28 protein-coding genes and 1 pseudogene are annotated in these 25,417 nt (G+C 27.8%); 19 read left to right on the top strand and 10 right to left on the bottom strand.

The window, feature by feature from the left end:
• Window positions 1-3 precede the first annotated feature (3 nt).
• Window positions 4-630, bottom strand: coding sequence for a uracil phosphoribosyltransferase (gene upp / locus AAHF53_RS05285; protein ID WP_338966889.1), 627 nt, complete (start codon window positions 628-630; stop codon window positions 4-6).
• Between the two features lie 77 nt (window positions 631-707).
• Window positions 708-1,436 carry a class I SAM-dependent methyltransferase gene (locus tag AAHF53_RS05290; RefSeq protein WP_342189727.1) on the bottom strand — a complete coding sequence of 243 codons (729 nt, stop codon included), beginning with the start codon at window positions 1,434-1,436 and terminating at the stop codon, window positions 708-710.
• Window positions 1,437-2,145: 709 nt separating this feature from the next.
• Between AAHF53_RS05290 and AAHF53_RS05295 the strand changes: the two genes are divergently transcribed.
• The 7 genes from AAHF53_RS05295 (at window position 2,146) to AAHF53_RS05325 (ending at window position 5,045) form a co-directional block, all read left to right on the top strand.
• Entirely contained in the window at window positions 2,146-2,301 is a 156-nt protein-coding gene (locus AAHF53_RS05295; protein WP_338966990.1) for a hypothetical protein, read from the top strand.
• Window positions 2,294-2,593, top strand: a complete 300-nt coding sequence (locus AAHF53_RS05300; RefSeq protein WP_338966992.1) for a hypothetical protein — start codon at window positions 2,294-2,296, stop codon at window positions 2,591-2,593. The genes AAHF53_RS05295 and AAHF53_RS05300 overlap by 8 nt, the downstream gene beginning before the upstream one ends.
• 132 nt (window positions 2,594-2,725) lie before the next feature.
• Window positions 2,726-3,568 (top strand): rolling circle replication-associated protein, encoded by an 843-nt coding sequence (locus tag AAHF53_RS05305; RefSeq protein ID WP_342189728.1) that lies wholly within the window; start codon window positions 2,726-2,728, stop codon window positions 3,566-3,568.
• Between the two features lie 73 nt (window positions 3,569-3,641).
• On the top strand, window positions 3,642-3,854 hold the full coding sequence (locus tag AAHF53_RS05310; RefSeq protein ID WP_215825617.1) for a hypothetical protein: 213 nt from the start codon (window positions 3,642-3,644) through the stop codon (window positions 3,852-3,854).
• A gap of 164 nt (window positions 3,855-4,018) precedes the next feature.
• Entirely contained in the window at window positions 4,019-4,249 is a 231-nt protein-coding gene (locus tag AAHF53_RS05315; protein ID WP_338981367.1) for a hypothetical protein, read from the top strand.
• A 15-nt stretch (window positions 4,250-4,264) separates the two neighbouring features.
• On the top strand, window positions 4,265-4,507 hold the full coding sequence (locus AAHF53_RS05320; protein WP_342189729.1) for a hypothetical protein: 243 nt from the start codon (window positions 4,265-4,267) through the stop codon (window positions 4,505-4,507).
• A gap of 31 nt (window positions 4,508-4,538) precedes the next feature.
• Window positions 4,539-5,045: a hypothetical protein gene (locus AAHF53_RS05325; protein WP_342189730.1), complete on the top strand. Its 507-nt coding sequence runs from the start codon at window positions 4,539-4,541 to the stop codon at window positions 5,043-5,045.
• 299 nt (window positions 5,046-5,344) lie between these two features.
• On the opposite strand, the gene AAHF53_RS05330 is transcribed toward AAHF53_RS05325, so the two are convergent.
• The 3 genes from AAHF53_RS05330 to rpiB form a co-directional block, all read right to left on the bottom strand.
• The gene (locus AAHF53_RS05330) at window positions 5,345-5,575 is read right to left on the bottom strand and encodes a hypothetical protein (protein ID WP_342189731.1); all 231 of its coding nucleotides are present in this window, start codon (window positions 5,573-5,575) and stop codon (window positions 5,345-5,347) included.
• Between the two features lie 61 nt (window positions 5,576-5,636).
• The gene (glyA, locus tag AAHF53_RS05335; protein WP_342189732.1) at window positions 5,637-6,986 is read right to left on the bottom strand and encodes a serine hydroxymethyltransferase; all 1,350 of its coding nucleotides are present in this window, start codon (window positions 6,984-6,986) and stop codon (window positions 5,637-5,639) included.
• Window positions 6,979-7,431: a ribose 5-phosphate isomerase B gene (gene rpiB, locus AAHF53_RS05340; protein ID WP_215826141.1), complete on the bottom strand. Its 453-nt coding sequence runs from the start codon at window positions 7,429-7,431 to the stop codon at window positions 6,979-6,981. The genes glyA and rpiB overlap by 8 nt, the downstream gene beginning before the upstream one ends.
• Window positions 7,432-7,633: 202 nt before the next feature.
• Here rpiB and AAHF53_RS05345 point away from each other — a divergent pair, with 202 nt between their 5' ends.
• Window positions 7,634-8,284: a nitroreductase family protein gene (locus AAHF53_RS05345; RefSeq protein ID WP_342189733.1), complete on the top strand. Its 651-nt coding sequence runs from the start codon at window positions 7,634-7,636 to the stop codon at window positions 8,282-8,284.
• A gap of 71 nt (window positions 8,285-8,355) precedes the next feature.
• On the opposite strand, the gene rpoC is transcribed toward AAHF53_RS05345, so the two are convergent.
• The gene (gene rpoC, locus AAHF53_RS05350; protein WP_342189734.1) at window positions 8,356-12,120 is read right to left on the bottom strand and encodes a DNA-directed RNA polymerase subunit beta'; all 3,765 of its coding nucleotides are present in this window, start codon (window positions 12,118-12,120) and stop codon (window positions 8,356-8,358) included.
• A gap of 32 nt (window positions 12,121-12,152) precedes the next feature.
• Window positions 12,153-15,848: pseudogene (locus AAHF53_RS05355) on the bottom strand (DNA-directed RNA polymerase subunit beta); the annotation flags it as partial.
• Between the two features lie 569 nt (window positions 15,849-16,417).
• Between AAHF53_RS05355 and AAHF53_RS05360 the strand changes: the two are divergent.
• From AAHF53_RS05360 to AAHF53_RS05410, 11 genes are all read left to right on the top strand, one after another.
• The gene (locus tag AAHF53_RS05360; RefSeq protein ID WP_338966990.1) at window positions 16,418-16,573 is read left to right on the top strand and encodes a hypothetical protein; all 156 of its coding nucleotides are present in this window, start codon (window positions 16,418-16,420) and stop codon (window positions 16,571-16,573) included.
• Window positions 16,566-16,865 (top strand): hypothetical protein, encoded by a 300-nt coding sequence (locus AAHF53_RS05365; protein WP_338966992.1) that lies wholly within the window; start codon window positions 16,566-16,568, stop codon window positions 16,863-16,865. The genes AAHF53_RS05360 and AAHF53_RS05365 overlap by 8 nt, the downstream gene beginning before the upstream one ends.
• Before the next feature lie 133 nt (window positions 16,866-16,998).
• Window positions 16,999-17,841: a rolling circle replication-associated protein gene (locus tag AAHF53_RS05370; RefSeq protein WP_342189736.1), complete on the top strand. Its 843-nt coding sequence runs from the start codon at window positions 16,999-17,001 to the stop codon at window positions 17,839-17,841.
• Between the two features lie 73 nt (window positions 17,842-17,914).
• Window positions 17,915-18,127 carry a hypothetical protein gene (locus AAHF53_RS05375; RefSeq protein ID WP_215826178.1) on the top strand — a complete coding sequence of 71 codons (213 nt, stop codon included), beginning with the start codon at window positions 17,915-17,917 and terminating at the stop codon, window positions 18,125-18,127.
• 164 nt (window positions 18,128-18,291) lie between these two features.
• Complete coding sequence (locus tag AAHF53_RS05380; RefSeq protein ID WP_342189737.1) at window positions 18,292-18,522, top strand: hypothetical protein; 231 nt, start codon at window positions 18,292-18,294, stop codon at window positions 18,520-18,522.
• 15 nt (window positions 18,523-18,537) lie between these two features.
• Window positions 18,538-18,780, top strand: coding sequence for a hypothetical protein (locus AAHF53_RS05385; RefSeq protein ID WP_342189738.1), 243 nt, complete (start codon window positions 18,538-18,540; stop codon window positions 18,778-18,780).
• A gap of 31 nt (window positions 18,781-18,811) precedes the next feature.
• Window positions 18,812-19,801 carry a hypothetical protein gene (locus AAHF53_RS05390; protein ID WP_342189739.1) on the top strand — a complete coding sequence of 330 codons (990 nt, stop codon included), beginning with the start codon at window positions 18,812-18,814 and terminating at the stop codon, window positions 19,799-19,801.
• A 13-nt stretch (window positions 19,802-19,814) separates the two neighbouring features.
• Window positions 19,815-20,141: a hypothetical protein gene (locus tag AAHF53_RS05395; protein ID WP_342189740.1), complete on the top strand. Its 327-nt coding sequence runs from the start codon at window positions 19,815-19,817 to the stop codon at window positions 20,139-20,141.
• Window positions 20,142-20,151: 10 nt separating this feature from the next.
• Window positions 20,152-20,397: a hypothetical protein gene (locus AAHF53_RS05400; RefSeq protein WP_342189741.1), complete on the top strand. Its 246-nt coding sequence runs from the start codon at window positions 20,152-20,154 to the stop codon at window positions 20,395-20,397.
• Window positions 20,398-20,421: 24 nt separating this feature from the next.
• Window positions 20,422-20,955: a hypothetical protein gene (locus AAHF53_RS05405; RefSeq protein ID WP_342189742.1), complete on the top strand. Its 534-nt coding sequence runs from the start codon at window positions 20,422-20,424 to the stop codon at window positions 20,953-20,955.
• Window positions 20,956-21,016: 61 nt separating this feature from the next.
• Complete coding sequence (locus AAHF53_RS05410; RefSeq protein WP_342189743.1) at window positions 21,017-22,012, top strand: DDE-type integrase/transposase/recombinase; 996 nt, start codon at window positions 21,017-21,019, stop codon at window positions 22,010-22,012.
• 244 nt (window positions 22,013-22,256) lie between these two features.
• Here the strand turns inward: AAHF53_RS05410 and AAHF53_RS05415 are convergent, their stop codons facing one another.
• The 3 genes from AAHF53_RS05415 to metG all read right to left on the bottom strand — a co-directional run bounded on the left by AAHF53_RS05415 (window position 22,257) and on the right by metG (window position 25,346).
• Window positions 22,257-22,811 carry a hypothetical protein gene (locus tag AAHF53_RS05415; RefSeq protein ID WP_342189744.1) on the bottom strand — a complete coding sequence of 185 codons (555 nt, stop codon included), beginning with the start codon at window positions 22,809-22,811 and terminating at the stop codon, window positions 22,257-22,259.
• A 236-nt stretch (window positions 22,812-23,047) separates the two neighbouring features.
• Window positions 23,048-23,773: a hypothetical protein gene (locus AAHF53_RS05420; protein ID WP_342189745.1), complete on the bottom strand. Its 726-nt coding sequence runs from the start codon at window positions 23,771-23,773 to the stop codon at window positions 23,048-23,050.
• 28 nt (window positions 23,774-23,801) lie between these two features.
• Window positions 23,802-25,346 carry a methionine--tRNA ligase gene (gene metG / locus AAHF53_RS05425; protein ID WP_342189746.1) on the bottom strand — a complete coding sequence of 515 codons (1,545 nt, stop codon included), beginning with the start codon at window positions 25,344-25,346 and terminating at the stop codon, window positions 23,802-23,804.
• Window positions 25,347-25,417: the final 71 nt, after the last annotated feature.

Raw genomic sequence — 25,417 nt, forward strand, 5'->3', positions numbered from 1 at the left:
TATCTACTGTGTATCAAAATAACGATCTCCCGCATCACCAAGACCCGGAACAATATAACCGTTTTCATTAAGCTTTTCATCAACTGCAGCTGTATAAATGTTAATATCAGGATGCGCTTTTTCCAGTTTTGCAATTCCTTCTGGGGCAGCTAATAAACAAATAAACTTAATATTATGTGATACTTTTCATTGTTTAATAATATCAATTGCAGCTATTGCCGTGCCACCCGTTGCTAACATTGGATCCAAAATTACTGTATAACTATTTTCCACATTATTAGGTTTTTTTTCTAAATACTTCTTAGGTTGCAAAGATTTTTCATCACGATAAATACCAATATGACCAATTTTAGCATTAGGAACCAATCCCAACATTCCATCAACCATTCCTAAACCCGCTCTTAAAACTGGAACAAGAATAATATCTTGGGCAATTTTTTTACCAGTAGTCGCAACTATTGGCGTTTCAATTGAAATTTCTTGTAACTTTAAATCCTGAAAAACTTCATAAGCCATTAACCTAGTAATTTCATTAACATTTTCTTTAAAAATCTTACTATTCGTATCTTTTTTTCGTAACCTTGTTAACTTATCATCAATTAAAGGATGTTTAATAATAAATAGTGCCATATTGTTTCACTCCTATTAAGAATTATACTACTTTCTTATATTTTTAGTAATAAAAAATAATAATGATTGCAAAAAAATTACTTGCTAACAGAGATTATTAACATCATAGGTCTTCGCAATTCATCTTGCATTAAAGGATCTGTTTTTAATAACTCATTATCAGGTTGTGGTTCAATAACACTTATTATTTTAAAACCACATTCAATTAAAGTATTAATATAAGTAGTAAGTGTCCGATGATATTTCAAAACTTCCACTTCCAAGAAATTGGTTTTTCGGATATCCTCATCAAAATAATTATCAATTGGTCAATGTAACCGCTTATCGTTATTATCAACACATCATTGTTGATTGGAATTAGCAGTAAATATCGGATGCTCAACTGAAGAAACAAAAGCACCACCAATTGCTAAACATTCATAAACTTTAGCACAAATATTACTAAAAGACGCAATATAATGAAATGTTAACGAACTAATAACAACATCAAATGAATTTGCAAGAAAATTAATATCTTCAATTGGCATTTGCAAATATTGAATTTCAATTGGCGTCATTTCTCTTGCTACATTTAGCATTTTTTCTGAGATATCAATTCCTACTACTGATGATGCCCCTTGCTCAACAGCATATTGACAATGCCAACCAAATCCACATCCTAAATCTAAAACCCTTTTATTATTTAAACTCGGTAACAACTTTTGAAATATATGTCACTCCCCAGCTGCTTTCAAACCATCAACACTTCTTGCCATTTGTTTATATTTATCAAAAAAAATTGGATCATCATATTTATTTTGTTTCATTACTTTTCTACTCCTAAGTCAATTTTTCAATATATTATATCATTAATAATTATATAAACTTATTTTAGTACTCAATCATTTTTTTCCAATAACAAAAAAATCTTCAAATTAAAAAACCTAAAGTAAATTACCTTAGGTTTTTTAAAATTAAACCGAAAATCTTAATCCATTTAAAAATATTGAATATCCTAAAAAACTCGTATTATGAAAAGAAGCACAAGTAATTTTAACACTCATTCCTAAAATATAATCTTCTTCTCACGCTCAAAATGATAAATCAACGGACTGTTTTGATTTATTAATGTCATCATAAGAACCAATATATTCATTATGTACTTTATTAGGTTCATTTTTTGTTGTTTTAACTCATAATGAAGTTGGCCACTGTAAATCTATTGCCGGAACAGTTTTTTGATTATTAAAAGTTCATATATTAAGTTATGAACTTTTACCAAACGAAATTAGCGGGTAATCATTACTAAATTCAAGTAGTGATTGTGCATAATTATGCCAATTTTGCAATACAAAACTTTCTTCAATTTGTAGAAACCATATACATATGACAAGATTTTGTTTTCTACAAACTTTTAGGGGGTGTTTTCTTTTGGCAGTAATATTTTGTATTGAATGCGACAACGAAAGTTATGTTGTTGGTAATAAAAATACAGTTGGAATCTGTAATTCTTGCGATGAAAAGGGTTTTTAAATTTTGAAAGGAACGATAGATTATAAAATATGTCGCTGGTGTTTACATCTATTTAGTGATAAACGATATTTGCATGTTGCTTGTGAGAAAAAATTTATTAATCATATTAAAAAAATTTTAAAAAATAAAAGTAAAAGGAATTTAAAAAATAATGTTTAAAGTTAAATTAGTTAGTATAAAAAGAAAAATATTTAAAAATAAAGATGGCTCTATGATGTCAGGTTATTCTGCCGAATTTTTGCGTTATGAAAATGACTTATTTGAGCCTACCGGCGAACAAAAGGCTTTATGAATTGATGATAACAATCTAGAACAACAAGAAATTTATAAACTGTTAAAAGAAAATGTTAAATCATTTTTTAGTTGCGAATTAACTTTTGAAAAAACCCCCAAAATAGTTAACTTGCAAAAAATTGAATTATCAAAAAATCAAAAAAACTTGTCCAGTTAATTGATAATCACTTCGGTCTGCGAAGCGGTGCGGAAGGCGTATGCCCCGCCCGCTAGCGGGTTAGTCGGCGAAGCCGACTATTACTTGATTAAATAACACAACTGGCGAAAATCTAAAACGGGAGCATAAAATATGAATTTACAACCTCAAAATCCGACTGATTTTTATATGAAAACCATTTATTACGGTCAATATATTCGCAATATTGTTATGCCGTTAGAACGCATCAAAGCAAATACTCGTAATGCTGATGGAGTTAAAAATAAGGGTAATTGTGATACAAAACTGCTTAATAGCAATATTCGTGCAAAATCTAATGTCATTCGGAAGGCATATCATAATTTTTGAGACTGTAAAAAACTTACATTCTTAACGCTTACTTATGCTGATGTTAATGAATTTGATATTAGAAAATGTAAGCGTGATTTAAATAAATTTTTTAAAAAATTAAAATACTGATTTAAAGTTAAAAATAAAAATATTAAGTACTTGTATACCTATGAATATCAAAAACGAGGCGTTATTCATTTTCATATTTTAATCACCGAAAAAATACCACATAAAATTATTTTACAATTTTGACCTTATGGAATTAACAAAAATATTAGAGTTCGTGAAAACACTAATGAAATGGTTGTAAAATATTGCTCTAAATATACAACTAAAAATGTTCTGAACGAAAAATCATTAAACCAGTATGACTTAAATATCAAGGCTTATCAATTCTCATATAATTGTCAAAATCCCATTACTAGAAAACAAGTATTTACCGATACTTTGAATAATATTGTTAATAGAACTGTAAATTCTGAATTTGTAAAATACTTAAAATCAACAGTTAATAAATTTAAAACCAAAATGTGCGGAGCAATCTATGAATTTAAAAATATTAATTATGTAGACTTTGAAAGTGAAAATTATACTTCGTTAGAAAGTTTAAGATTTAGAAATCAACTAAGAAAAACGAAACATTAGGAATTAAAAAATGAAAGAAAGAATGCAATTAAAAATAAGAATTAAAAATTAAAAAATTAAGGAGAAAAGAAAAATGAGTATTTTTGGATTAGTGTTTTTTACGATTTTAACATTATTACTAGCATATTATATTGCAGTTAATATTTATCGGTTTTTTAAAGATAAAAAAAAATATGGTAGTGAAGCAAAGCAGTTGCCAAAGGACTTTACTTATTCACAACGAATATTTATTGCAAAGTTTAAGCGAAATTTATTAGAACAAGATGAAAAAGAAATTAAAAAGTAGGTTTAGAAAATGTTTAAAAAAATAATTATTGAGTTAATTGAATTAATTTATCCAACTGCCGATTTACCGCCCCAAGTTGTATTTTTGTTTTCAATTTTAATAATTGTAATTCTGTTCTCGGCAATTATTTTTCTACTCTTTTGACCTTTTAAGCGGTAATTATTATGTTTTTAGTTGCTTGAAAAGATTTAGATTGAGAAATGACAAAATTGTATTTTTGGGATTTATTTATTCAAATTAAAGTTATTCCGGCGTGAGTTTCTGGTAAAGAAATTGATTTAACCAAAGAACTACTTTGACTTTTAATAGCAAATATTGCCTTTTGAATGGTATTGGTATTCATTGTCTTATTTATGGTTATTTTATTTTATAAGGTTAAATCATATTTTGTTTAGAAAGGGGGTGATTATATGTTAATAAATTTCTTAGTAGAAACAACTACACCAGTAGCAATTACTGGTGAACAAGCGGTTACTAACTTATGAAAAGCATTAATTACGGCGTTCGGTAATATTTGAACTGATATTATTGGTGGTAATATGCCAAATGTTGTTAATTTCTTTGCTACATATTGAGTTTTCTTGCTTGGTGTGATTATTGGTTTATTTTTAATTGCTTTCAAAATGTTTGAAAAATTAATGCCCGGCAGATAGTAATAAAAATAAAGAAAGTGTGATTTAAGTGATGCTATTATTTAAAAAAATAAATTTAAGATTATATGATTTTGTCGCTTTAAATCGCACTTTATTTATTATTGCGTGATTCTATGGTGCGATTTTGCATTATTATAATCCTCAGAGTTGACGAATGTTATTTGATGTTATTTACTTATTAATTGCTTTGTATATTTTATATACTAAAATTTCTCATTTCTTTGCTCGCCGTAGTTTTATTAATTTCTTATTAAATTCACCTTTAAATTTAGTAATTGGTGCCTTAGGAACTGGAAAAACCGCTTTAATGGTTTTGGCTTCTTACTTATTAAGTGGTTGAAAAACGATTTCTACTTTTCCGATTACGGATAAACAAATGCTTTCATTAGGGCATATGTCTTTATTAGATTATAATTATCCGATATTAGAAGAAAAGCATTTACTGTTATGAGATGAAACCAACTTATTTTTAGAAGGAACTGACTATAAAGAAAATGATAGAGTAACTCAAGGTTTACAAGATATTGGTCGCGTTTAGTTTTCTTAGGTATTTTTTAAAAAAGAAAAAATAGTCATTTACTATAAATTATTTCAATATGCAAATTAAGTATATATTTCTTATGTATGATTTTTGTTGTAAAAAATTATTTTAATGTTGTTTTTATAAGCATTTTACTTAGTTTTTATAACCTTTTATTAAGAATATGTTTGTTAATATTAAATATTTTGTTTTATTAATTATTTTTCAAGTAAAAAGGTAATAAATTTTTAGTTGCTTTTCTTTCAAAATTATTCAAATCTTTACCCACCTAACAAAACTTTATGCGCCCTCGTTATTTATAAAAATTTTAAATAAAAAAATAAATTCACCCTTTTTAAAAAAATTCTTGTGCTTGTCATAAGTCTGTGGTATATTACAAAACTTTCTTCAATTTGTAAATAGCCATTATTACTTTTACTCCGATTAGTAACTCGTCAACTAAAATCAGTATTAATTGCTTGCAAAGATTGGTTTAACATCGTAATGCTAGCAACACTAGAAACACTTAACAGAGTTGTTGAATACAATAGTAAAAATTCCCTAAAAATACATACCACCTCTTAAATTACTAAATATTATAAATTAAACTTATAATTGGTAATTTTCATATATTGGAAAATCTTTTAATAAAATACCAATTTGGTGTTTATGCTTAGCAATATTCTCTTCAGTATTACCATTTTCTTTAAGAACACTAATAATTATATTTGCTAATTGTTCAAATTCCTTTTCTTTTCAACCTCTAGTGGTCATCGCTGCTGTTCCAATTCGAATGCCACTAGTAGTCATTGGTTTTTCTTTATCAAATGGAATCATATTTTTATTACAAATAACATCAACTTGATGCAAAATATTTTCACATTCCTGCCCCGTACGATTAAATGATGTTTTAACATCAATAATCATTAAATGATTATCAGTACCACCACTAATCAATTTAACATCATGTTTTCTAAAAATATTTTCTAAAACTTTACAATTAGCCATAATTTGCTGTTGATATGCTTTAAATTCTGGTGTTGCCGCTTCATAAAATGCTTGTGCTTTAGCAGCAATAATATGTTCTAAAGGACCTCCTTGTTGACCTGGAAATACTGCCCGATCAATCGCTTTTGCTAATTCTTTTTTACATAAAATTGCACCGCTTCTTGGACCGCGTAATGTTTTATGTGTTGTTGTTGTTACAATATCTGCTACTAATACAGGATTTGGATGTAATCCAGCAGCAATTAAACCAGCAATATGAGCCATATCAACCATTAATAATGCTCCAACTTCATCAGCAATTTCACGAAACTTAGTAAAATCAATTGTTCTTGAATATGCACTGGCTCCCGCAACAATTAATTTTGGTTTAAGTTCTAATGCTTGTTGTCTAATTGCTTCATAATCTAATTGTTGAGTCTTTTCATCAACACCATAACCATGAAATTGATAAACAATTCCTGAGAAATTCAATTTATGTCCATGGGTTAAATGACCCCCTGCATCTAAACTCATTGCCAAAACAATATCATTCGGCTTTAAAATCGCTTGATATGCAGCAGCATTAGCTTGACTACCAGAATGCGGTTGCACATTAGCATGCTCAGCATTAAATAAAGTCTTTAATCTTTCAATCGCTAAATTTTCACTTTTATCAACAAATTCACAACCACCATAATATCTTCTTCCTGGAAATCCTTCAGCATATTTATTAGTTAATATTGAACCTGCTAATCTTAATACAGGAAGCGAAACATAATTTTCCGAAGCAATTAATTCCACATGGCGTTGTTGTCTAATAAGTTCTTCTTTAACAACTGCTTTTAGTTCGGGATCAATATCATTTGTTTTGCGATTAATATTTTGTATTTCTGAATCAATATCAGTTATTAATGAATCAATATCCTTTCCTTCTAAACTAATATCATTTATTTGCGTATCATCTTTAAACATCTTTAATATCTCCTAATTCAATTTTTTCAACTCGTTGTTGATGACGGTTTGAAAATTTAGTATTTAAAAATTCTTCTAAAATTCAAATCGCTTTTTGAGGCGCAATAATTCTTCCTCCTAAAACTAAAATATTAGCATCATTATGTTCGCGAGCTAAGGCCGCTAACTTTGTTTCATAACATAATGCCGCTCTAATTTTCGGCATGCGATTAGCACTAATACTTATTCCAATACCTGTGCCACAAATTAAAATTCCATACTTAGCATTACCATTTCCTACTTCTTTACCAACCAATTTGGCATAATCAGGATAATCCACTTGTTCTTCTTCACTATTAGTTCCTAAATCAATAACCTCATATTCATTATTTTTTAAATATTCAATAAGAGCAGTTTTTAATACATATCCAGCGTGATCACATCCAATAGCAATTTTATCTTTCATATTTATAATTCCCTCCTTCCAATATCCTTTTATTTAATTATATAGTATGAAAGAAAGAAATTAATTATTTTGAACAAATATTAATTTATTTTAAAAGTAACAACCCCTTCATTAATTTTATTATTAGTTAAATTTTTAACTTTATTTATCTCTTCGTAAAAAAATGTTTTATAATTATAACTACAAGAAAGTAGGTAAACTTATGAATAAATTTGATATCCTAAAAGAAATCCTCTTAGCGCGTCATTCTTGACGAGAATATGATTCCCAAAAAATTAATGAACAAGATATTAATGAAATCTTAGAAGTAGCCCGTCATTCACCATCAGCATTTGGATCAGAACCATGACATCTTATTGTTGTTAGTAATAACAAAGTAAAACAAGAATTACATCCTTTAATATGAAAACAAAAACAAGTCCTTAACGCTTCACATCTATTTTTAATTTTAACTAATAAAAAAAATGCCTTTACAAAAAATAGTGCCTTTCTTCGTTTAAGATATCAAACGCGTTATCAGAATTTTGATGAAAAATTTGAACAATTACAAAATAACTTAATAAATTATTTAAAAAAATATATTAATGACCCAGAAGAATGAGCTAAACGACAAGCATATATTTTATTAGAAAACATTATTCTTTGTGCTTTTGCTAAAGGCATTGGTACTAGTCCAATGGAAGGGTTTGATGGTGCTGACATCATTAATTATTTAGAAACAAATAACCATATCGCTCCTAATGAATACAATGTTGCCGTTGTTCTTGCTGCCGGATATTTACCTAAAAATAACGAATTACCAAGAAAACCACAATCCTTAACTTATGAACAATTAGTTACTAAAATTGAATAAAACAAAAACGCCATTATCTTTACAATAATGGCGTTTCTTTTATGTTTAAAAAATATCTAATAATTTAAATTTTAATATTCCTCTTCATAAGCAATTTTTCCTCTAGCAATGATATCTTCGGAATCTAATAATCCTGTCCCCGCAGGAATTAAATTACCTAAAATAACATTTTCTTTTAATCCTTCTAAATTATCAACTTTACCTTTAATAATTGCTTTTGTTAATACTCGTGTAGTATCTTGAAATGATGCTGCCGATAAGAAAGAATTAGATTCCAATGGTGCTTTTTTAATACCAAACATAATTGGAAATCCATAAGGCGGACGACGATCCTCTGATAATAACTTACCAACAATATCTTTAAATTCTTTAATCGTAACTGTTTCCCCAACTAATAAGTCACTATCACCATTATCAATAATTTGAATTTTATTTAACATTTGTTTAATAATAATTTCAATATATTTATCAGAAATTTGAATTCCTTGCAAACGATACACTTTTTGAACTTCTTTTAAAATATATTCTTGAACTTCTTTAATCCCAGCAATTTCTAATAAATGTTTAACATTAATTGCTCCTTCAGTTAATTTTTGACCAGCTTTAACTAGCGAACCAACTTTAACACGAATATTAGAGTTATAAGGAGTTTTATATTTTCTTTCATTATGTTCAGAAACAACAGTAATAACATTAATACCATTTTCTTCACTTATTTCTTGAACGGTACCATCAATTTCAGAAATAATGGCAACTGCTCCCTTAGGAATTGTATTATCTAATAATTCTTTAATTCTTGGTAACCCCTGAGTAATATCTAAACCACCAGCAACCCCACCTGTATGGAAAGTACGCATTGTTAATTGTGTCCCTGGTTCGCCAATTGATTGGGCTGCTATAATCCCAACAGTTTCACCAATATCAACAATTGCACCCGTTGCTAAATTAAGTCCATAACATTTTTTACATACCCCTTTAGAAGCATCACAAGTTAAAACAGAACGAATTTCAAATTCCGTAATATTATTTTTGGCAATTTTATTATTAATATCTTCAGTAATTAAAGTATTAGCAGGAACAATTTCCTTACCATTTTTGTTAATTATCGCTGACTTTGTAAATCGTCCAAAAGCACGATCTTGTAAGGGCACAATAATAATATAATTTTTAGTATCAACAATATCTTTAATTAAGAATCCTTTTTCTGATTGGCAATCTTCCATCACAATAATAATTTCTTGGGCAACATCTACTAATCTTCTTGTAAAATAACCAGAATCAGCTGTTTTTAAAGCCATATCAACCATTCCTTTTCTCGCCCCATGCGTAGAAATATAGAATTCAAGAACCGTTAATCCTTGTATAAAAGAAGAAAGAATCGGTAATTCAATAACTTCTCCCTTAGGATTATTCATTAATCCTCGCATCCCTACTAACTGTGTAAAGTTAGAAAGATTACTCCGCGCACCGGAATCAGTCATAATCGTAATCGGATTATTAATATCTTGCTTTAACACTACTTCTAATTTCTTTTGAATTAAATCTTTAACATCCGATCATTTTTCAATAATTAATTTATGTTTTTCGCGTTCAGTTATCATTCCTAAACGATAAAATTCTTGAACTTCAGCAATATATTTATCAGCTTCAATAAAGTTTTCTTTTTTATCATCATATGCTTGCATATCTTGTGACGAAATCGTAATACCAGAAATTGTTGAAAATTTAAATCCTAAATTTTTCATATTATCTAACATTTCAGCAGTTTTTTGCGTTCCATATTGCTTAAAAAACTTAGTAATAATATTTGATAAACTACTTTTCTTAAATGGAGAAATTGCTTCTCGTGATGCAATAAATTTTCGGATATCCTCAGTAATTAAAATAATATGACGGTCATCTAAATAATCAAGATTTTCTGCTGTTGGTTCATTAAAATAAGGGAAATCAACAGGAAAAATTTTATTAAAAATTAATTTTCCAACCGTTGTTATTAATACCTTATTTTTACTATCATTAACTTTAATCTTACCATCCATAGCATCAACAGGAATAGCAATTATCGCATGTAAATGTAATTGTTTATTATCATAAGCTAAAACAGCATCATCAAAATTTCGATAAATATTTCCTTCACCAATTTTACCTTTACTTTCAAAAGTTAAATAGTAATTTCCTAAAACCATATCCTGAGTTGGCGTTACAATTGGTTTTCCATCTTTCGGTCCTAAAATATTTTTTGAACCTAACATTAAATATCGCGCTTCAGCAACAGCTTCTGCTGTTATCGGCACATGAACTGCCATTTGGTCACCATCAAAATCAGCATTAAATGCTGGTGTTACTAATGGATGCAAGCGAATTGCTTTCCCTTTTACTAATTTCGGTTCAAAAGCTTGAATTCCTAAACGATGCAGTGTTGGTGCCCGATTTAATAATACTGGACGCTCTTTAATAACTACTTCTAAAAAATCTCACACGCGTTCATCGCGTTGATCAATCATCTTTTCTGCCATCTTATAAGTTAAATTACTATTATTTTCTTTAGCATCTCTTAATAATTCAGCAATAATAAATGGTTTAAAAAGAACAATTGCCATATCGCGTGGTAAACCACACTGATACATTTTTAATTCTGGACCAACAGCAATAACACTTCTTCCAGAATAATCAACTCGTTTTCCTAACAAGTTTTGACGAAAACGGCCTTGTTTTCCTTTTAAAATTGCTGTTAATGATTTTAAAGGTCGCTTATCTCTTCCGGTTACAGGACGCGCTTTGCGATCATTATCAATTAAAGCATCAACTGCTTCTTGTAACATCCTTTTTTCATTATTAATGATAATTGAAGGGGCTCCCATTTGTTTAACGCGTTTTAATCGTTCATTTCTTATAATAATCTTACGATATAAATCATTTAATTCTGATGCTGTAAATCTACCTCCATCTAATTGAATAATTGGTCTAATATCTGGTGGTAACACCGGAATAGCATGTAAAATCATTCACTCAGGTTTATTTCCTGAACGCAAAAAATCATTTAAGGTTTTTAAAGAACGCATTAATTTTAATTTATCCGTTTGCGATTTTTTACCTTGAATTTTTCTTTTAATTTTCTTAATTTCTTCTTTCAAATCTAAATTTTTAAGTAAATGTTCAATTGCTTCAGCACCAATACCAAATTTAGCATTAGTATATTTATTAATAAATTGAGCACATTCATCCATTGAAAAAGGAATATTAGTAGTTTTTAAATCTTCAATCATTCCTTGTGCTCTTTCAAAAGCAATTGATTTCACAGTTAAATCTTTTTTAATATTTTCTAAAGTTTTAATTAATCGTTCACGAGTTTCTTGTGAAGTTTTAGCATTACCTAAATCTAAAACCATTTTATCTCTTAAATTTTTAGCATCACCAGCATCTAAAACAATATAAGAAACAAAATAAATCACTTCCTCTAAATCCTTAGTACGCATATTTAATGCCAAAGCAATTTGGGAAGGTGATGCTTTTAACATTCAAATGTGTGATACGGAATCTTCTAATTCAATATGTCCCATTCTTTTTCTTCTAACAATTGATTCTGTTAATTGCACCCCACATCGTTCACAGATTTTACCACGATTATTTTCTTTTTTATATTTTCCACATTCACATTCATAATTTTTAATCGGCCCAAAAATTCGTTGATCAAAAAGACCATCTTTTTCTGGTTTTAATGATTTATAATTAATAGTTTCTGGTTTTGTTACTTCACCATACGATCAAGAACGAATATCTTCTGGAGAAGCTAAACTAATTTTAATTTCTTTAAAGTTTTTGTGATCATTAAACATTTATCATTTCTTCCTCTCTAGAATTTACTTTCTTCATCTTCTTCATAATTTAACATCTTATGTTCTTTACCATCTTTAGTTTTTAAAACAACATTGATTGATAAACCTTGTAATTCTTTAATTAAAACATTAAATGACTCAGGAATTCCTGACAATGGCAATTTTTCACCCTTAGCAATTTTAGTATATAACTTCGTTCTTCCAATAATATCATCAGATTTAATTGTTAATATTTCTCTTAAAGTATGAGCCGCCCCATAAGCTTCCAAAGCTCATACTTCCATTTCTCCAAATCTTTGGCCACCATTTTGTGCTTTTCCACCTAATGGTTGTTGAGTGATTAAAGAATATGGCCCAACATTACGAGCATGAATTTTATCTTCCACCATATGTGATAGTTTTAACATATACATTACACCAACAGATATTTTATTACCAAATGTTTCACCTGTTTGACCATCAATTAAAGTTTCTTTTCCAAAATTATCCATCTTGGCTTCTGTCATAATGGCAATTAATTCTTCATTACTTACGCCTTCAAAAACTGGGGTAGCTACTTTTAACCCTAACTTTTTAGCAGCCATTCCCAAATGTAATTCTAGTACTTGACCAATATTCATTCGCGAAGGAACTCCTAAAGGATTTAACATAATATCTACAGGTGTACCATCAATAAGATGGGGCATATCTTCAATCGGTAAAACTTTAGAAATAACACCCTTATTACCGTGTCTTCCCGCCATTTTATCACCTTCTTGAATTTTTCGTTTTTGAACAACATAGATTTTAACAATTTCTAATACCGAAACTGGTAAATCATGTCCATCTTTACGAGAAAATCTTTTCACAGCTTGAATAATTCCCGCACCACCATTTGGAACAATTAAAGAATTATCTTTAACATTACGAGACTTTTCACCAAAAATAGCTTGTAATAATTTATCTTCTGCTGACAGTTGGGTTTGTCCTTTAGGTGTTACTTTCCCAACAAGAATATCGCCTTCTTTAACTTCCGCACCAACCATTACAATCCCATCAGCATCTAAATAACGACGCATACTATCTGGAATATTAGGAATTTCACGAGTTATTTCTTCTTCACCTTGTTTTGTTTGGCGACGTTCAATAGTATATTCTTCAATATGAATTGATGTAAAGACATCATCATATACTAAGCGTTCACTAATAATAATCGCATCTTCATAGTTATAACCATTTCAAGTTGTAAATGCCACCATAACATTTTGACCTAACGCTAATTCACCTTTTTCCATTGAAGCACCATCAGCTAAAATTTGACCTTTGCTAACAGTATCACCTGGTTTTACCAATGGTGAATGAATTAAAGCCGTACCACTATTACTACGATCAAAACTATTTAATTCATAAACTTTAACTCGTTCCTTATGCTTAATAGTAATTTTTTTACTATCAACATAATCAACAATTCCATCATCTAAAGAAATAATTGCTAATCCTGAATCTCTAGCAGCAGCATGCTCCACACCCGTACCTACTAACGGTGATTGTGGTTTAATTAAAGGGATTGCTTGACGTTGCATATTAGCGCCCATTAAAGCACGGTTAGCATCATCATTTTCTAAAAAAGGAATACAAGATGTCGCAATGGAAACAATTTGTCGTGGTGAAACATCAATATAATCAACTTCATTGTTAGGCGCAATAATATTTTCACCACTAAAACGAGCAGCAACTTGCTTTTCAATAATCTTTCCTTGATCATCAATTGCAATATTTGCTTGACTAATAACATAATTTTTTTCTTGATCTGCCGTTAAATAATGATTAACTTCAAATACAATACCATTATTTACTTTCCGATATGGCGTTTCAATAAAACCATATTTATTAATATGAGCGTAAGTTGATAAATTATTAATTAAACCAATATTTGGTCCTTCAGGAGTTTCAATCGGACAAATTCTGCCATAATGCGAGTAGTGCACATCACGAACTTCTATACCAGCTCGTTCACGAGATAATCCCCCCGGACCTAACGCAGTAATTCTTCTTTTATTAGTTAACTCTGATAACGGATTAGTTTGATCCATAAACTGTGATAACTGTGATAAGTTAAAAAACTCACCAATAACAGCTGTTAACGGTTTATTATTAATAATATTTGATGGCTTAATAACAGAACTATCAGCAGTTGACATCTTTTCTTTAACATTTTTTTCAATTCTTGCCATCCCAATCCGAAATTGATTTTGTAATAACTCACCAACTGTTCGCACACGACGATTACCTAAATGATCAATATCATCAATATTTCCCAAATCTTTAGTTATATTTAATAAATATGAAAAAGAAGCAATAATATCTGGAATCGTAATATGTTCCATTTTATTACTTGGATCAACACCTAAAATTGCAATACTATCATCAGGATTAATCATTTCATTATTAGCATAAACTAAAACTCTTTGAATTTTATTATGACTTTTAATATCTGGATGAAAATTAATTTCTTGCAACATTGCCCCAGCATTTAAAATCGTATGCAACAATTCTAAATCTTTTTTAGTAATTAAATATCCCTTTTTAAAAACAACATTACCTTTAACATCTTTAATATCTTCAGCCAAAATCCGATTTAATAACCGATCAACAATTGATAACTTTTGAATCAATTTAAATCGGCCGGCTTTAGTTAAATCATATTTTCTTTTATCAAATAATAATCCAAAAAGAAACTTACTAGCACCATCAACAGTTGCTGTTTCCCCTGATCGAATTTTTTTATAAATTTCTTGAACCGCAAATTCTCAACTATCTTTTTCTAAACCACTAATATAATCACTTTCATAAGTGTCAATTAATAACTGATCATCATTATACAATGCTAATAAATCATCTTTTTTTAAACCTAACGCTGTAAACAAAACAGTAGCATTAGTTTTTCGTGACTTATCAATTTTTACTTGAAAAATATGTTTATATAAATTATTTTGTTTATTTTTAACCTTTTTAATATGACTTTCAAACTCTAATCATGTTCCCCGTGAAGGGATAATATCATTAAAATAAATAATTTTTCCTGTTTTCAGATCAATATTCTTTTTGTAATAACTTCCTGGCGATCTTACTAATTGCGAAACAACAACCTTTTCACTACCATTAATAATAAAAGTTCCTTTATCGGTCATCAACGGAAAATCACCTAAAAAAACTTCACCGGCTCTTCAAAGGGTATAATCAACTAACATTTCTTCTTCATCTTGCTTTTTAATAATAATTTCAATAGCAATTTTATCATCAGCATTAATATCTTCAAAATAAAAAACATTATCATCTTGTTTTGATAATACTGGATTTTTAAAACCAAATTCTTCTCTTACTCATAATAACATTGCTTGATCTGGCGTTTTAGCAATTTGACTATTAATTCTTTCATCATCTTTAATAACAGTTAATTGCAATTTAGCATAAATTGGTACTTCATAAATCTTTGATTCTTCTTGTGCTTGTTTTAAGTTGCGTCGTGGTTTTTTTACTTCTCAACTTAACAATGATAATATTGTCTTACCTTCAGGGTCAGTTATTGGAAATATTTCATCAAAAACCTCCTGAATGCCATCTTTCATAAATCATTGATAATTATCAGTTTGTACTTCAATCAAATTGGGTAATTCTAATTTCCCTGAAACTTTGGAATAATCTCTTCTTTGAACATAATCTCCAAAATGTTTCATCTTAAATGCCATTAACAAATCCCCCTTGTTTTTCATAACTAAAACTATATAATTTTATACTAATTATACTCTTAAATCAATACATACTTTTGATAAGGTCGCGTTTAGTTTTCTTAGGTATTTTTTAAAAAAGAAAAAATAGTCATTTACTATAAATTATTTCAATATGCAAATTAAGTATATATTTCTTATGTATGATTTTTGTTGTAAAAAATTATTTTAATGTTGTTTTTATAAGCATTTTACTTAGTTTTTATAACCTTTTAATTAAGAATATGTTTGTTAATATTAAATATTTTGTTTTATTAATTATTTTTCAAGTAAAAAGGTAATAAATTTTTAGTTGCTTTTCTTTCAAAATTATTCAAATCTTTACCCACCTAACAAAACTTTATGCACCCTTTTGATAAGGTTGTAGAAACCATATACATATGACAAGATTTTGTTTTCTACAAACTTTTAGGGGGTGTTTTCTTTTGGCAGTAATATTTTGTATTGAATGCGACAACGAAAGTTATGTTGTTGGTAATAAAAATACAGTTGGAATCTGTAATTCTTGCGATGAAAAGGGTTTTTAAATTTTGAAAGGAACGATAGATTATAAAATATGTCGCTGGTGTTTACATCTATTTAGTGATAAACGATATTTGCATGTTGCTTGTGAGAAAAAATTTATTAATCATATTAAAAAAATTTTAAAAAATAAAAGTAAAAGGAATTTAAAAAATAATGTTTAAAGTTAAATTAGTTAGTATAAAAAGAAAAATATTTAAAAATAAAGATGGCTCTATGATGTCAGGTTATTCTGCCGAATTTTTGCGTTATGAAAATGACTTATTTGAGCCTACCGGCGAACAAAAGGCTTTATGAATTGATGATAACAATCTAGAACAACAAGAAATTTATAAACTGTTAAAAGAAAATGTTAAATCATTTTTTAGTTGCGAATTAACTTTTGAAAAAACCCCCAAAATAGTTAACTTGCAAAAAATTGAATTATCAAAAAATCAAAAAAACTTGTCCAGTTAATTGATAATCACTTCGGTCTGCGAAGCGGTGCGGAAGGCGTATGCCCCGCCCGCTAGCGGGTTAGTCGGCGAAGCCGACTATTACTTGATTAAATAACACAACTGAACGAAAACCTAAAATAGGAGCATAAAATATGAATTTACAACCTCAAAATCCGACTGATTTTTATATGAAAACCATTTATTACGGGCAATATATTCGCAATATTGTTATGCCTTTAGAACGCATCAAAGCAAATACTCGTAATGCTAATGGAGTCAAAAATAAAGGTAATTGTGATACAAAATTGCTTAATAGCAATATTCGTGCAAAATCTAATGTCATTCGGAAGGCATATCATAATTTTTGAGACTGTAAAAAACTTACATTCTTAACGCTTACTTATGCTGATGTTAATGAATTTGATATTAGAAAATGTAAGAGTGATTTAAATAAATTTTTTAAAAAATTAAAATACTGATTTAAAGTTAAAAATAAAAATATTAAGTACTTGTATACCTATGAATATCAGAAACGAGGCGTTATTCATTTTCATATTTTAATCACCGAAAAAATACCTCATAAAATTATTTTACAATTTTGACCTTATGGAATTAATAAAAATATTAGAGTTCGTGAAAACACTAATGAAATGGTTGTAAAATATTGCTCTAAATATATAACTAAAAATGTCCTGAACGAAAAATCATTAAACCAGTATGACTTAAATATCAAGGCTTATCAATTCTCATATAATTGTCAAAATCCCATTACTAGAAAACAAGTATTTACCGACACTTTGAATAATATTGTTAATCGAACTGTAAATTCTGAATTTGTAAAATACTTAAAATCAACAGTTAATAAATTTAAAACCAAAATGTGCGGAGCAATCTATGAATTTAAAAATATTAATTATATAGACTTTGAAAGTGCAAATTATGCTTCATTAGAAAGTTTAAGATTTAGAAATCAACTAAGAAAAATGAAACATTAGGAGTTAAAAAATGAAAGAAAAATTGCAATTTAAAATAAGAATTAAAAATTAAAAAATTAAGGAGAAAAGAAAGATGAGTATATTTGGCCTAGTGTTCTTTACGATTTTAACATTATTACTAGCATACTATATTGCGGTTAATATTTATCGTTTTTTTAAAGATAAAAAGAAATATGGTAGTGAAGCAAAGCAGTTGCCAAAAGATTTTACTTATGCACAACGAATATTTATTGCAAAGTTTAAGCGAAATTTATTAGAACAAGATGAAAAAGAAATTAAAAAGTAGGTTTAGAAAATGTTTAAAAAAATAATTATTGAGTTAATTGAATTAATTTATCCGACTACCGATTTACCACCCCAAGTTGTATTTTTGTTTTCAATTTTGATAATTGTAATGCTCTTCTCCGCAATTATTTTTCTACTATTTTGACCTTTTAAGCGGTAATTATTATGTTTTTAGTTGCTTGAAAAGATTTAGACTGAGAAATGACAAAATTGTATTTTTGAGATTTATTTATCCAAATTACAACCATTCCGGCGTGGGTTACTGGTAACGAGATTGATTTAATCAAAGAACCACTTTGACTTTTAATAGCAAATATTGCCTTTTGAATGGTGTTAGTATTCATTATCTTATTTATGGTTATTTTATTTTATAAGGTTAAATCATATTTTGTTTAGAAAGGGGGTGATTATATGATTGGAACTTTCTTAACAGGAGTGGTTACGCCAATAGCTGTTACTGGTGAACAAGCGGTTACTAACTTATGAAAAGCATTAATTAAAGCGTTCGGTAATATTTGAACTGATATTATTGGTGGTAATATGCCAAATGTTGTTAATTTCTTTGCTACATATTGAGTTTTCTTGCTTGGTGTGATTATTGGTTTATTTTTAATCGCTTTCAAAATGTTTGAAAAATTAATGCCCGACAGATAATAATAAAAATAAAGAAAGTGTGATTTAAGTGATGCTATTTTTTAAAAAAATAAATTTAAGATTATATGATTTTGTCGCTTTAAATCGCACTTTATTTATTATTGCGTGATTCTATGGTACAATTTTGCATTATTATAATCCTCAGAGTTGACGAATGTTATTTGATATTACTTATTTATTAATTGCTTTGTATATTTTATATACTAAAATTTCTCATTTCTTTGCTCGCCGTAGTTTTATTAATTTCTTATTAAATTCACCCTTAAATTTAGTCATTGGTGCCTTAGGGACTGGAAAAACCGCTTTAATGGTTTTAGCTTCTTACTTATTAAGTGGTTGAAAGACGATTTCTACTTTTCCGATTACCAATAAACAAATGCTTTCATTAGGACATATGTCTTTATTAGATTATAATTATCCAATTTTAGATGAAAAGCATTTACTGTTATGAGATGAAACCAACTTATTTTTAGAAGGTACTGACTATAAAGAAAATGATAGGGTAACCCAAGGCTTACAAGAATATTTCGCTTCGGCTCGGCAATTTACCCATATCGTATTAGCAAGCGGACAACGAGCTGAACATATATGAGTTAAAGTTCGTGATATTGCGAATTCAATAATTGTTGGCATTAGAAAAAAACCCGTTAGTATCTTTCGTCCTTATTTACAAGTTATTTATGGCACTTTTAAATCGGTAAGCGAATACGAACAATGACGATTAACGTTAATTAATGCAAAAAATGATAAAAACGGTCGCAAAATCAAGTATCGTAGCATTCCCGAATTAGATATTTATTTCTTTAAATTGAAAATTCCGATGTCAATTTTAAACCTTTACGATAATAAATATTTATCATTCTTGCGTGAATTAAGTAATCGTGCTTTGAATGATAATTATCAACATAAATTTTGAAATGATAATGTAATGGATATTGAAGCATTAGAATATTTAAAAATGGAAAAATTCAGTAAGATACTTACTAAGTTAAAAAATAATCTAAATAAGAAAAACAAGTAAAGGAGTTTAAAAAATGGAAAACTTAGAAAAAATGGCTAGTTTAATTGGCGATATGTTTTATAAAGTTTTTGATTTAATTTGAACTTTAACCATTCCTGGAACAGACATTCGTATTATTATTTTTCCGCTAATTATGCTTGTGATAAATCTTGTAATTGGTGGCATTTTAGGGATTCATATTGAACGACCAAAAGTTGGTTTTCGTAAAAAATACCAAAAATCAGTTGCTAATTGAGGAACTAAGAAACAATCATCTAGTGGTCCAATTAAGAAATTTAGTGGTAATAGTCCTAAAAACAGACCGTGAGTTAACCAACACGGACGGCGAATAAAAAGGTAGGTTTTAGAAAATGTTTAAATTGATAATATTATTTATTCTTGTTGCTGTTTTTTCTATTTTTGCTTTAAACGACTTTTTAGGTTTATGAGCTTATGTTCGTGAGGGTTTAGAATATTTTAATAAAGTTCTATCAAGTAATATTAAAATTTTAGATTTGTTTAAACCAATGATAAGGTTATTTTCTCAACATCCAATTTTCCAAATCTTAGGGACTATTTGCATTTTATCAACAGTATACCTTATTTTAAGAAGTTAAACGCAAAAGAAAGGATAAATAGATATGTATAAATTTATGTCGTGATTAGTTATCGCTTTTATTGGTTTAGTCCCGCTGGGTGCCTTCTTTGATACAAAACAACCATCAAAATCTAATATAGAACAATCTTTTATGAAGCGAGAAAAACGAGCTACTAATTCTAGTAATGGTGAAATTTATGAATTTTCTTTATCTAAAGCAACTATTAATTGACAAGATAGTAGTTCTAAAAGATATCTTGTCGGATTTTCAAATTTTAATAAGGACGAATTAGTAAACTTGCCAGAGAATATGATTTATAGTATTACTTGATATCCATCTTTTAGGTTTACGCAAAAAACTATTAGTGATTTGTTAACTAATGTTTATGATTTAACAAAACCGGGTAAGGTTGACGCAATTAGTATTAAAGGTAAAATTCATAGCTATAATACCGGGACAAGCGAGACCGGCATTGGAGCTGATTGACAATATGATTGATTAGAATTAATGTTTACTTCTTCCCCTTTGCCAGAAAAAGATAACGAGCAACCATTACCTAATCAATTAAAAATTTAATAAATATTATTGAAAATCGTATTACAAAAAATACGATTTTCTTAATTTAAGGAGTTTAAAAATGAAATATATTATTTCCCAAGCTGATTTAGCGGATTTAAAAGCAAAAATCCAAAGTTGACTAAATGCTAATTGTCGTAATCCTTATTACTATAAAACTAAAAAACGCATTACTGCATATTTAAATTTATGTACTTATTTCTATATTGAAGAAACTACTTTAACAAAACTTATTAAAAAATATTTTAAGAATGCAACGAAAATCTTTTATCGTTGGGCAGAAAAAATTATGACCGCTTATTATTCTGACAATTTAGATTTGTTATTGTTTAAAACTACAAAACCACAAAATCTTAATTATCAATATAGTTTAAATTCTCGTGAAAAAGTATGTGAGTTATATTTTGATTACAAAAATCTTCAAGCCGGCGGAATGTGGTCTTTATTTAACAATTTAAAAAACGGTTTTCACGATATTAAAAATTCAGAAGTTCCGAAAAATATCAAAACTTTTTATCGCTGAATTAAATCTGACCCTCGTTGAAAAGAATTAAAACAACAAATCAAACAAACAAAACGCCATTTTAAGCGTTATGAAGTATCCGAGATTGGTCTTTTACAAATGGATGCTAAAATTATTACCACATCAAATTTTCCGGTTGATAAAAAATATTATATTTATGATTTCATTGACGAAATAACACGGATAGTATTTGGCTATGTTTATGATAGTTTAGGAACCAATAACGCCATTAATGCCGTGCAAAGAGCAATGAAAGATTTTCGTGAACTTGGCATAACTATTAAACGCCTTCGTACTGACAATGCTCCGGAATTTACTACTACTAACTGAAGCAATAAAAAATCATACAAAGTAAAAGAAAGGCCTTTTACAACCTTTCTTTCAAATAATGGGATTGTTCATGAAACGACACCAATTCGTTCGCCTCAATCTAATGGGAAGATTGAACGATTCCATCAACATTATACCAAATTATTTTATGATAATGATAAAAAATTAAATCGGTCGCGTTTAGTTTTCTTAGGTATTTTTTAAAAAAGAAAAAATAGTCATTTACTATAAATTATTTCAATATGCAAATTAAGTATATATTTCTTATGTATGATTTTTTGTTGTAAAAAATTATTTTAATGTTGTTTTTATAAGCATTTTACTTAGTTTTTATAACCTTTTATTAAGAATATGTTTGTTAATATTAAATATTTTGTTTTATTAATTATTTTTCAAGTAAAAAGGTAATAAATTTTTAGTTGCTTTTCTTTCAAAATTATTCAAATCTTTACCCACCTAACAAAACTTTATGCGCCCCAAAACGATTATTGGCATTAAATCGTTCTAAATATGTAGAAACAATTTTTACTTTTAAAGCATCATTTTTAGCAATTAATTCCTCTTTATTTAACAATCTTGCCATTTCCATTCTAATATGATGCAGTTTATCTTCCAAAGTGGCATTATCTTTAAGCAACTTAGCAATATCTGCTAATTCACCACTACCAAAACTATTTATTAACTTAGTTAATTCACTGGTATATTCAATTAATTGCGCGATTTCACTTTCTTGTTGGGTAATTTTTTCTCGCAATTTTTGTTCTAATTGTCCAATTCTTTTTTTAGTAACATTGTTTTTCTTAATTAACTCCTGAAAATCATTTGTTAAAATCGCAATTTTTCTTTTTAACGCGTTTATTTCCTCATTTAATAACTGATTATTCGTAATTTCTTCCTTAATGAAATTTTTTGCCCTTGTTTGCGAAGAACAAGCAATTAAATTAGTACCAATTCCTAACGAAAAAACAGTCACAATTAAAATATTTAATCATCGTTTAACCATTTTAATCTACTTCTATTTGTCATTTATTTAAAACTTTTTTATAGTTTAAATTTGTAATTTTTTGACCTGTTATTTCTATTTTATTCATAGCTTTTAATACCTCATTTTTACTCAATATAAACCAAAACTACATAAAAAAAGTAGTAACTCTTCATTTCTAATTTATACCTTATCCTATTAATTATATAAAAAATACCTCAAAAAGTCAAATATCCCCCTACTCTAGCGATTTTTGATTATTTTTCTTTTCGTTCATATATTTTATTATTTATATAACAATAAAAGATATTAACAACAACAAATAAAATCAAAATAATGATACTAGCGATAATAACTAAAACAACTAACAATCAATTCGCAACATCTAATTTAGGTAAATAAGGGAAATACAATAAAGTTGGTTTATCATCTAATACTCCCATATACAAGCGAAGAATAATATATAAAAAGTAAAACAATGGATAAAGAAAATTAATTCATAATTTTTTCTTTAAATATTCTTTAATAACAATTGGTTTTTCACCAATATGAAAACACATATAACAAATTACTAATAATGGAATAATTAAATGCTGACTCATATTTTCAAATCAAGTAATCGGTGCCATTGTTGTCGCCGCAAAAGGGAGCATCATTGTCATATATGTTATAAAAGTAATAGAAATATATAATGAGATGACAATTAAACCACCTTGTCTTAAAACTAGTGGTTTATCACTTTTAAAGTGATAAATTGCTGCTAATAAAAATCACACAAAAACAATAATATTACTTTGAATTGTAAAATAACTAAAATATTGACCTTGAAAACCCGTATAAGAAAAAGGCTCATCAATACTTCGCATTCAAGTTTTAGTTATTAAATGTTCAACATAGCCAAAAATTAAAACTGATAATGTAAAGACAGCAATTACGATTTCATAAATGAACCATCATTTATTAGAATCTTTAGTAATTTTCATAAAATATCCTCCTTTAAATTAAAAATAATTAACTATTATTTATTCGCGGAAATAATATTTGTTTCAAATTAATTTTAACATTATCTAAGTCTTGAAAATTAGTTAAATTTGTAAAATTTAACTGTTCGTAATTAATATTTAATTGTTGAAAAATAACAATACTTTTCGTTACTAAAACAGGTTGTAATAAATACGCACTTACTTTTAAAACTTGTAATAAATTATTAATAACTTTATTTAAATTAACATCATGATTAGTAAATAATATTCAAGGAGTTCTTTCTTCAATATACTTATTAGTATAATGTAATAATTCAATTACTGCTTTAACAGCATCATTAATTAAATATTGATCCATTTTTGCTTCATAACTTTCAATTGTTAAATGAATGTGTTGTTCTAATGCCTTATCTAAATCATTAGTACTAGGAACATACTGCGGAATAACATTATTAAAATATTTTTCGGTCATTGTCATTGTTCTTGATAATAAATTACCTAAATTATTAACTAAATTACTATTATAAGAATCAATTAATAATTGTAAGCTATAATTACTATCTCTGGTAATATGTAAATCATTAACAAGAAAAAATCGTAAAGCATCACTACCATACTCATTAATTAATTGTAATGGATTAATACTATTATCTTTTGATTTTGACATTTTATCATTATTCATTGTGATTCACGAATGACTAATTAATTTATTAGGTAAACGAATATTTAATGCCATTAATAGGATTGGTCAATAAATAGCATGAAATCTAGTAATTTCTTTACCTAAAAATTGCACAATTTCACTATTTTCGCCTCAATATTTATTAAATTCACTATTATCTGATGAAAGATAACCTAATGAACTTAAATAATTGCTTAAAGCATCAATTCAAACATAAATTATATGTTTGGAATTTTCTTTAACCGGAATCCCTCAATTAAAACTTGTTCTTGTAACACTTAAATCTTGAAGTCCCGGACTTAAAAAATTATTAATCATTTCATTCATTCGTGATTCGGGATAAATAAAGTCAGGATGTTGATGATAATAAGCTAACAATTGTTTTTGATACTTTGAAACTTTAAAAAAATAACTTTCTTCTTGTAAAAACTTTAATTGTTGATTACATAATAAATGCAACTTATCACGAGAAATTTGTGATTTAGTAACAAATTCTTCACAAGCAATACAATATCAACCTTCATATTGATCTAAGTAAATATCTTCTTGGGCTAATAACTGATTAAAGATTTTTTCAACAACAATAGTATGTTCTTGACTACTAGTTCTAATAAATTTAGAATAATCAATGTGTAAGGCTGTTCATAAATCTTTAAACTTATTAACGATGCCATCAACAAATTCTTGGGGGGTAATATTTGCTAATTGTGCCGCCTTAGCAATTTTTTGTCCGTGTTCATCACTACCAGTAGTAAAAAATACTTCATAACCTTGTTGTTTCTTATAACGCGCTAAAACATCACTTAAAACTGTTGTATACGCATGTCCTAAGTGCAATTCATTATTCGGATAATATATTGGCGTTGAAACATAAAAATATTTTGGTTGCATAACTTCATCCTTTATCAAATTATTTATATTATATATTATATTACATCATTTCTTTATATAATTAAATTATA

The sequence above is a fragment of the Spiroplasma endosymbiont of Dilophus febrilis genome (assembly GCF_964030685.1).
Lineage (GTDB): Bacteria > Bacillota_I > Bacilli_A > Mycoplasmatales > Nriv7 > Nriv7.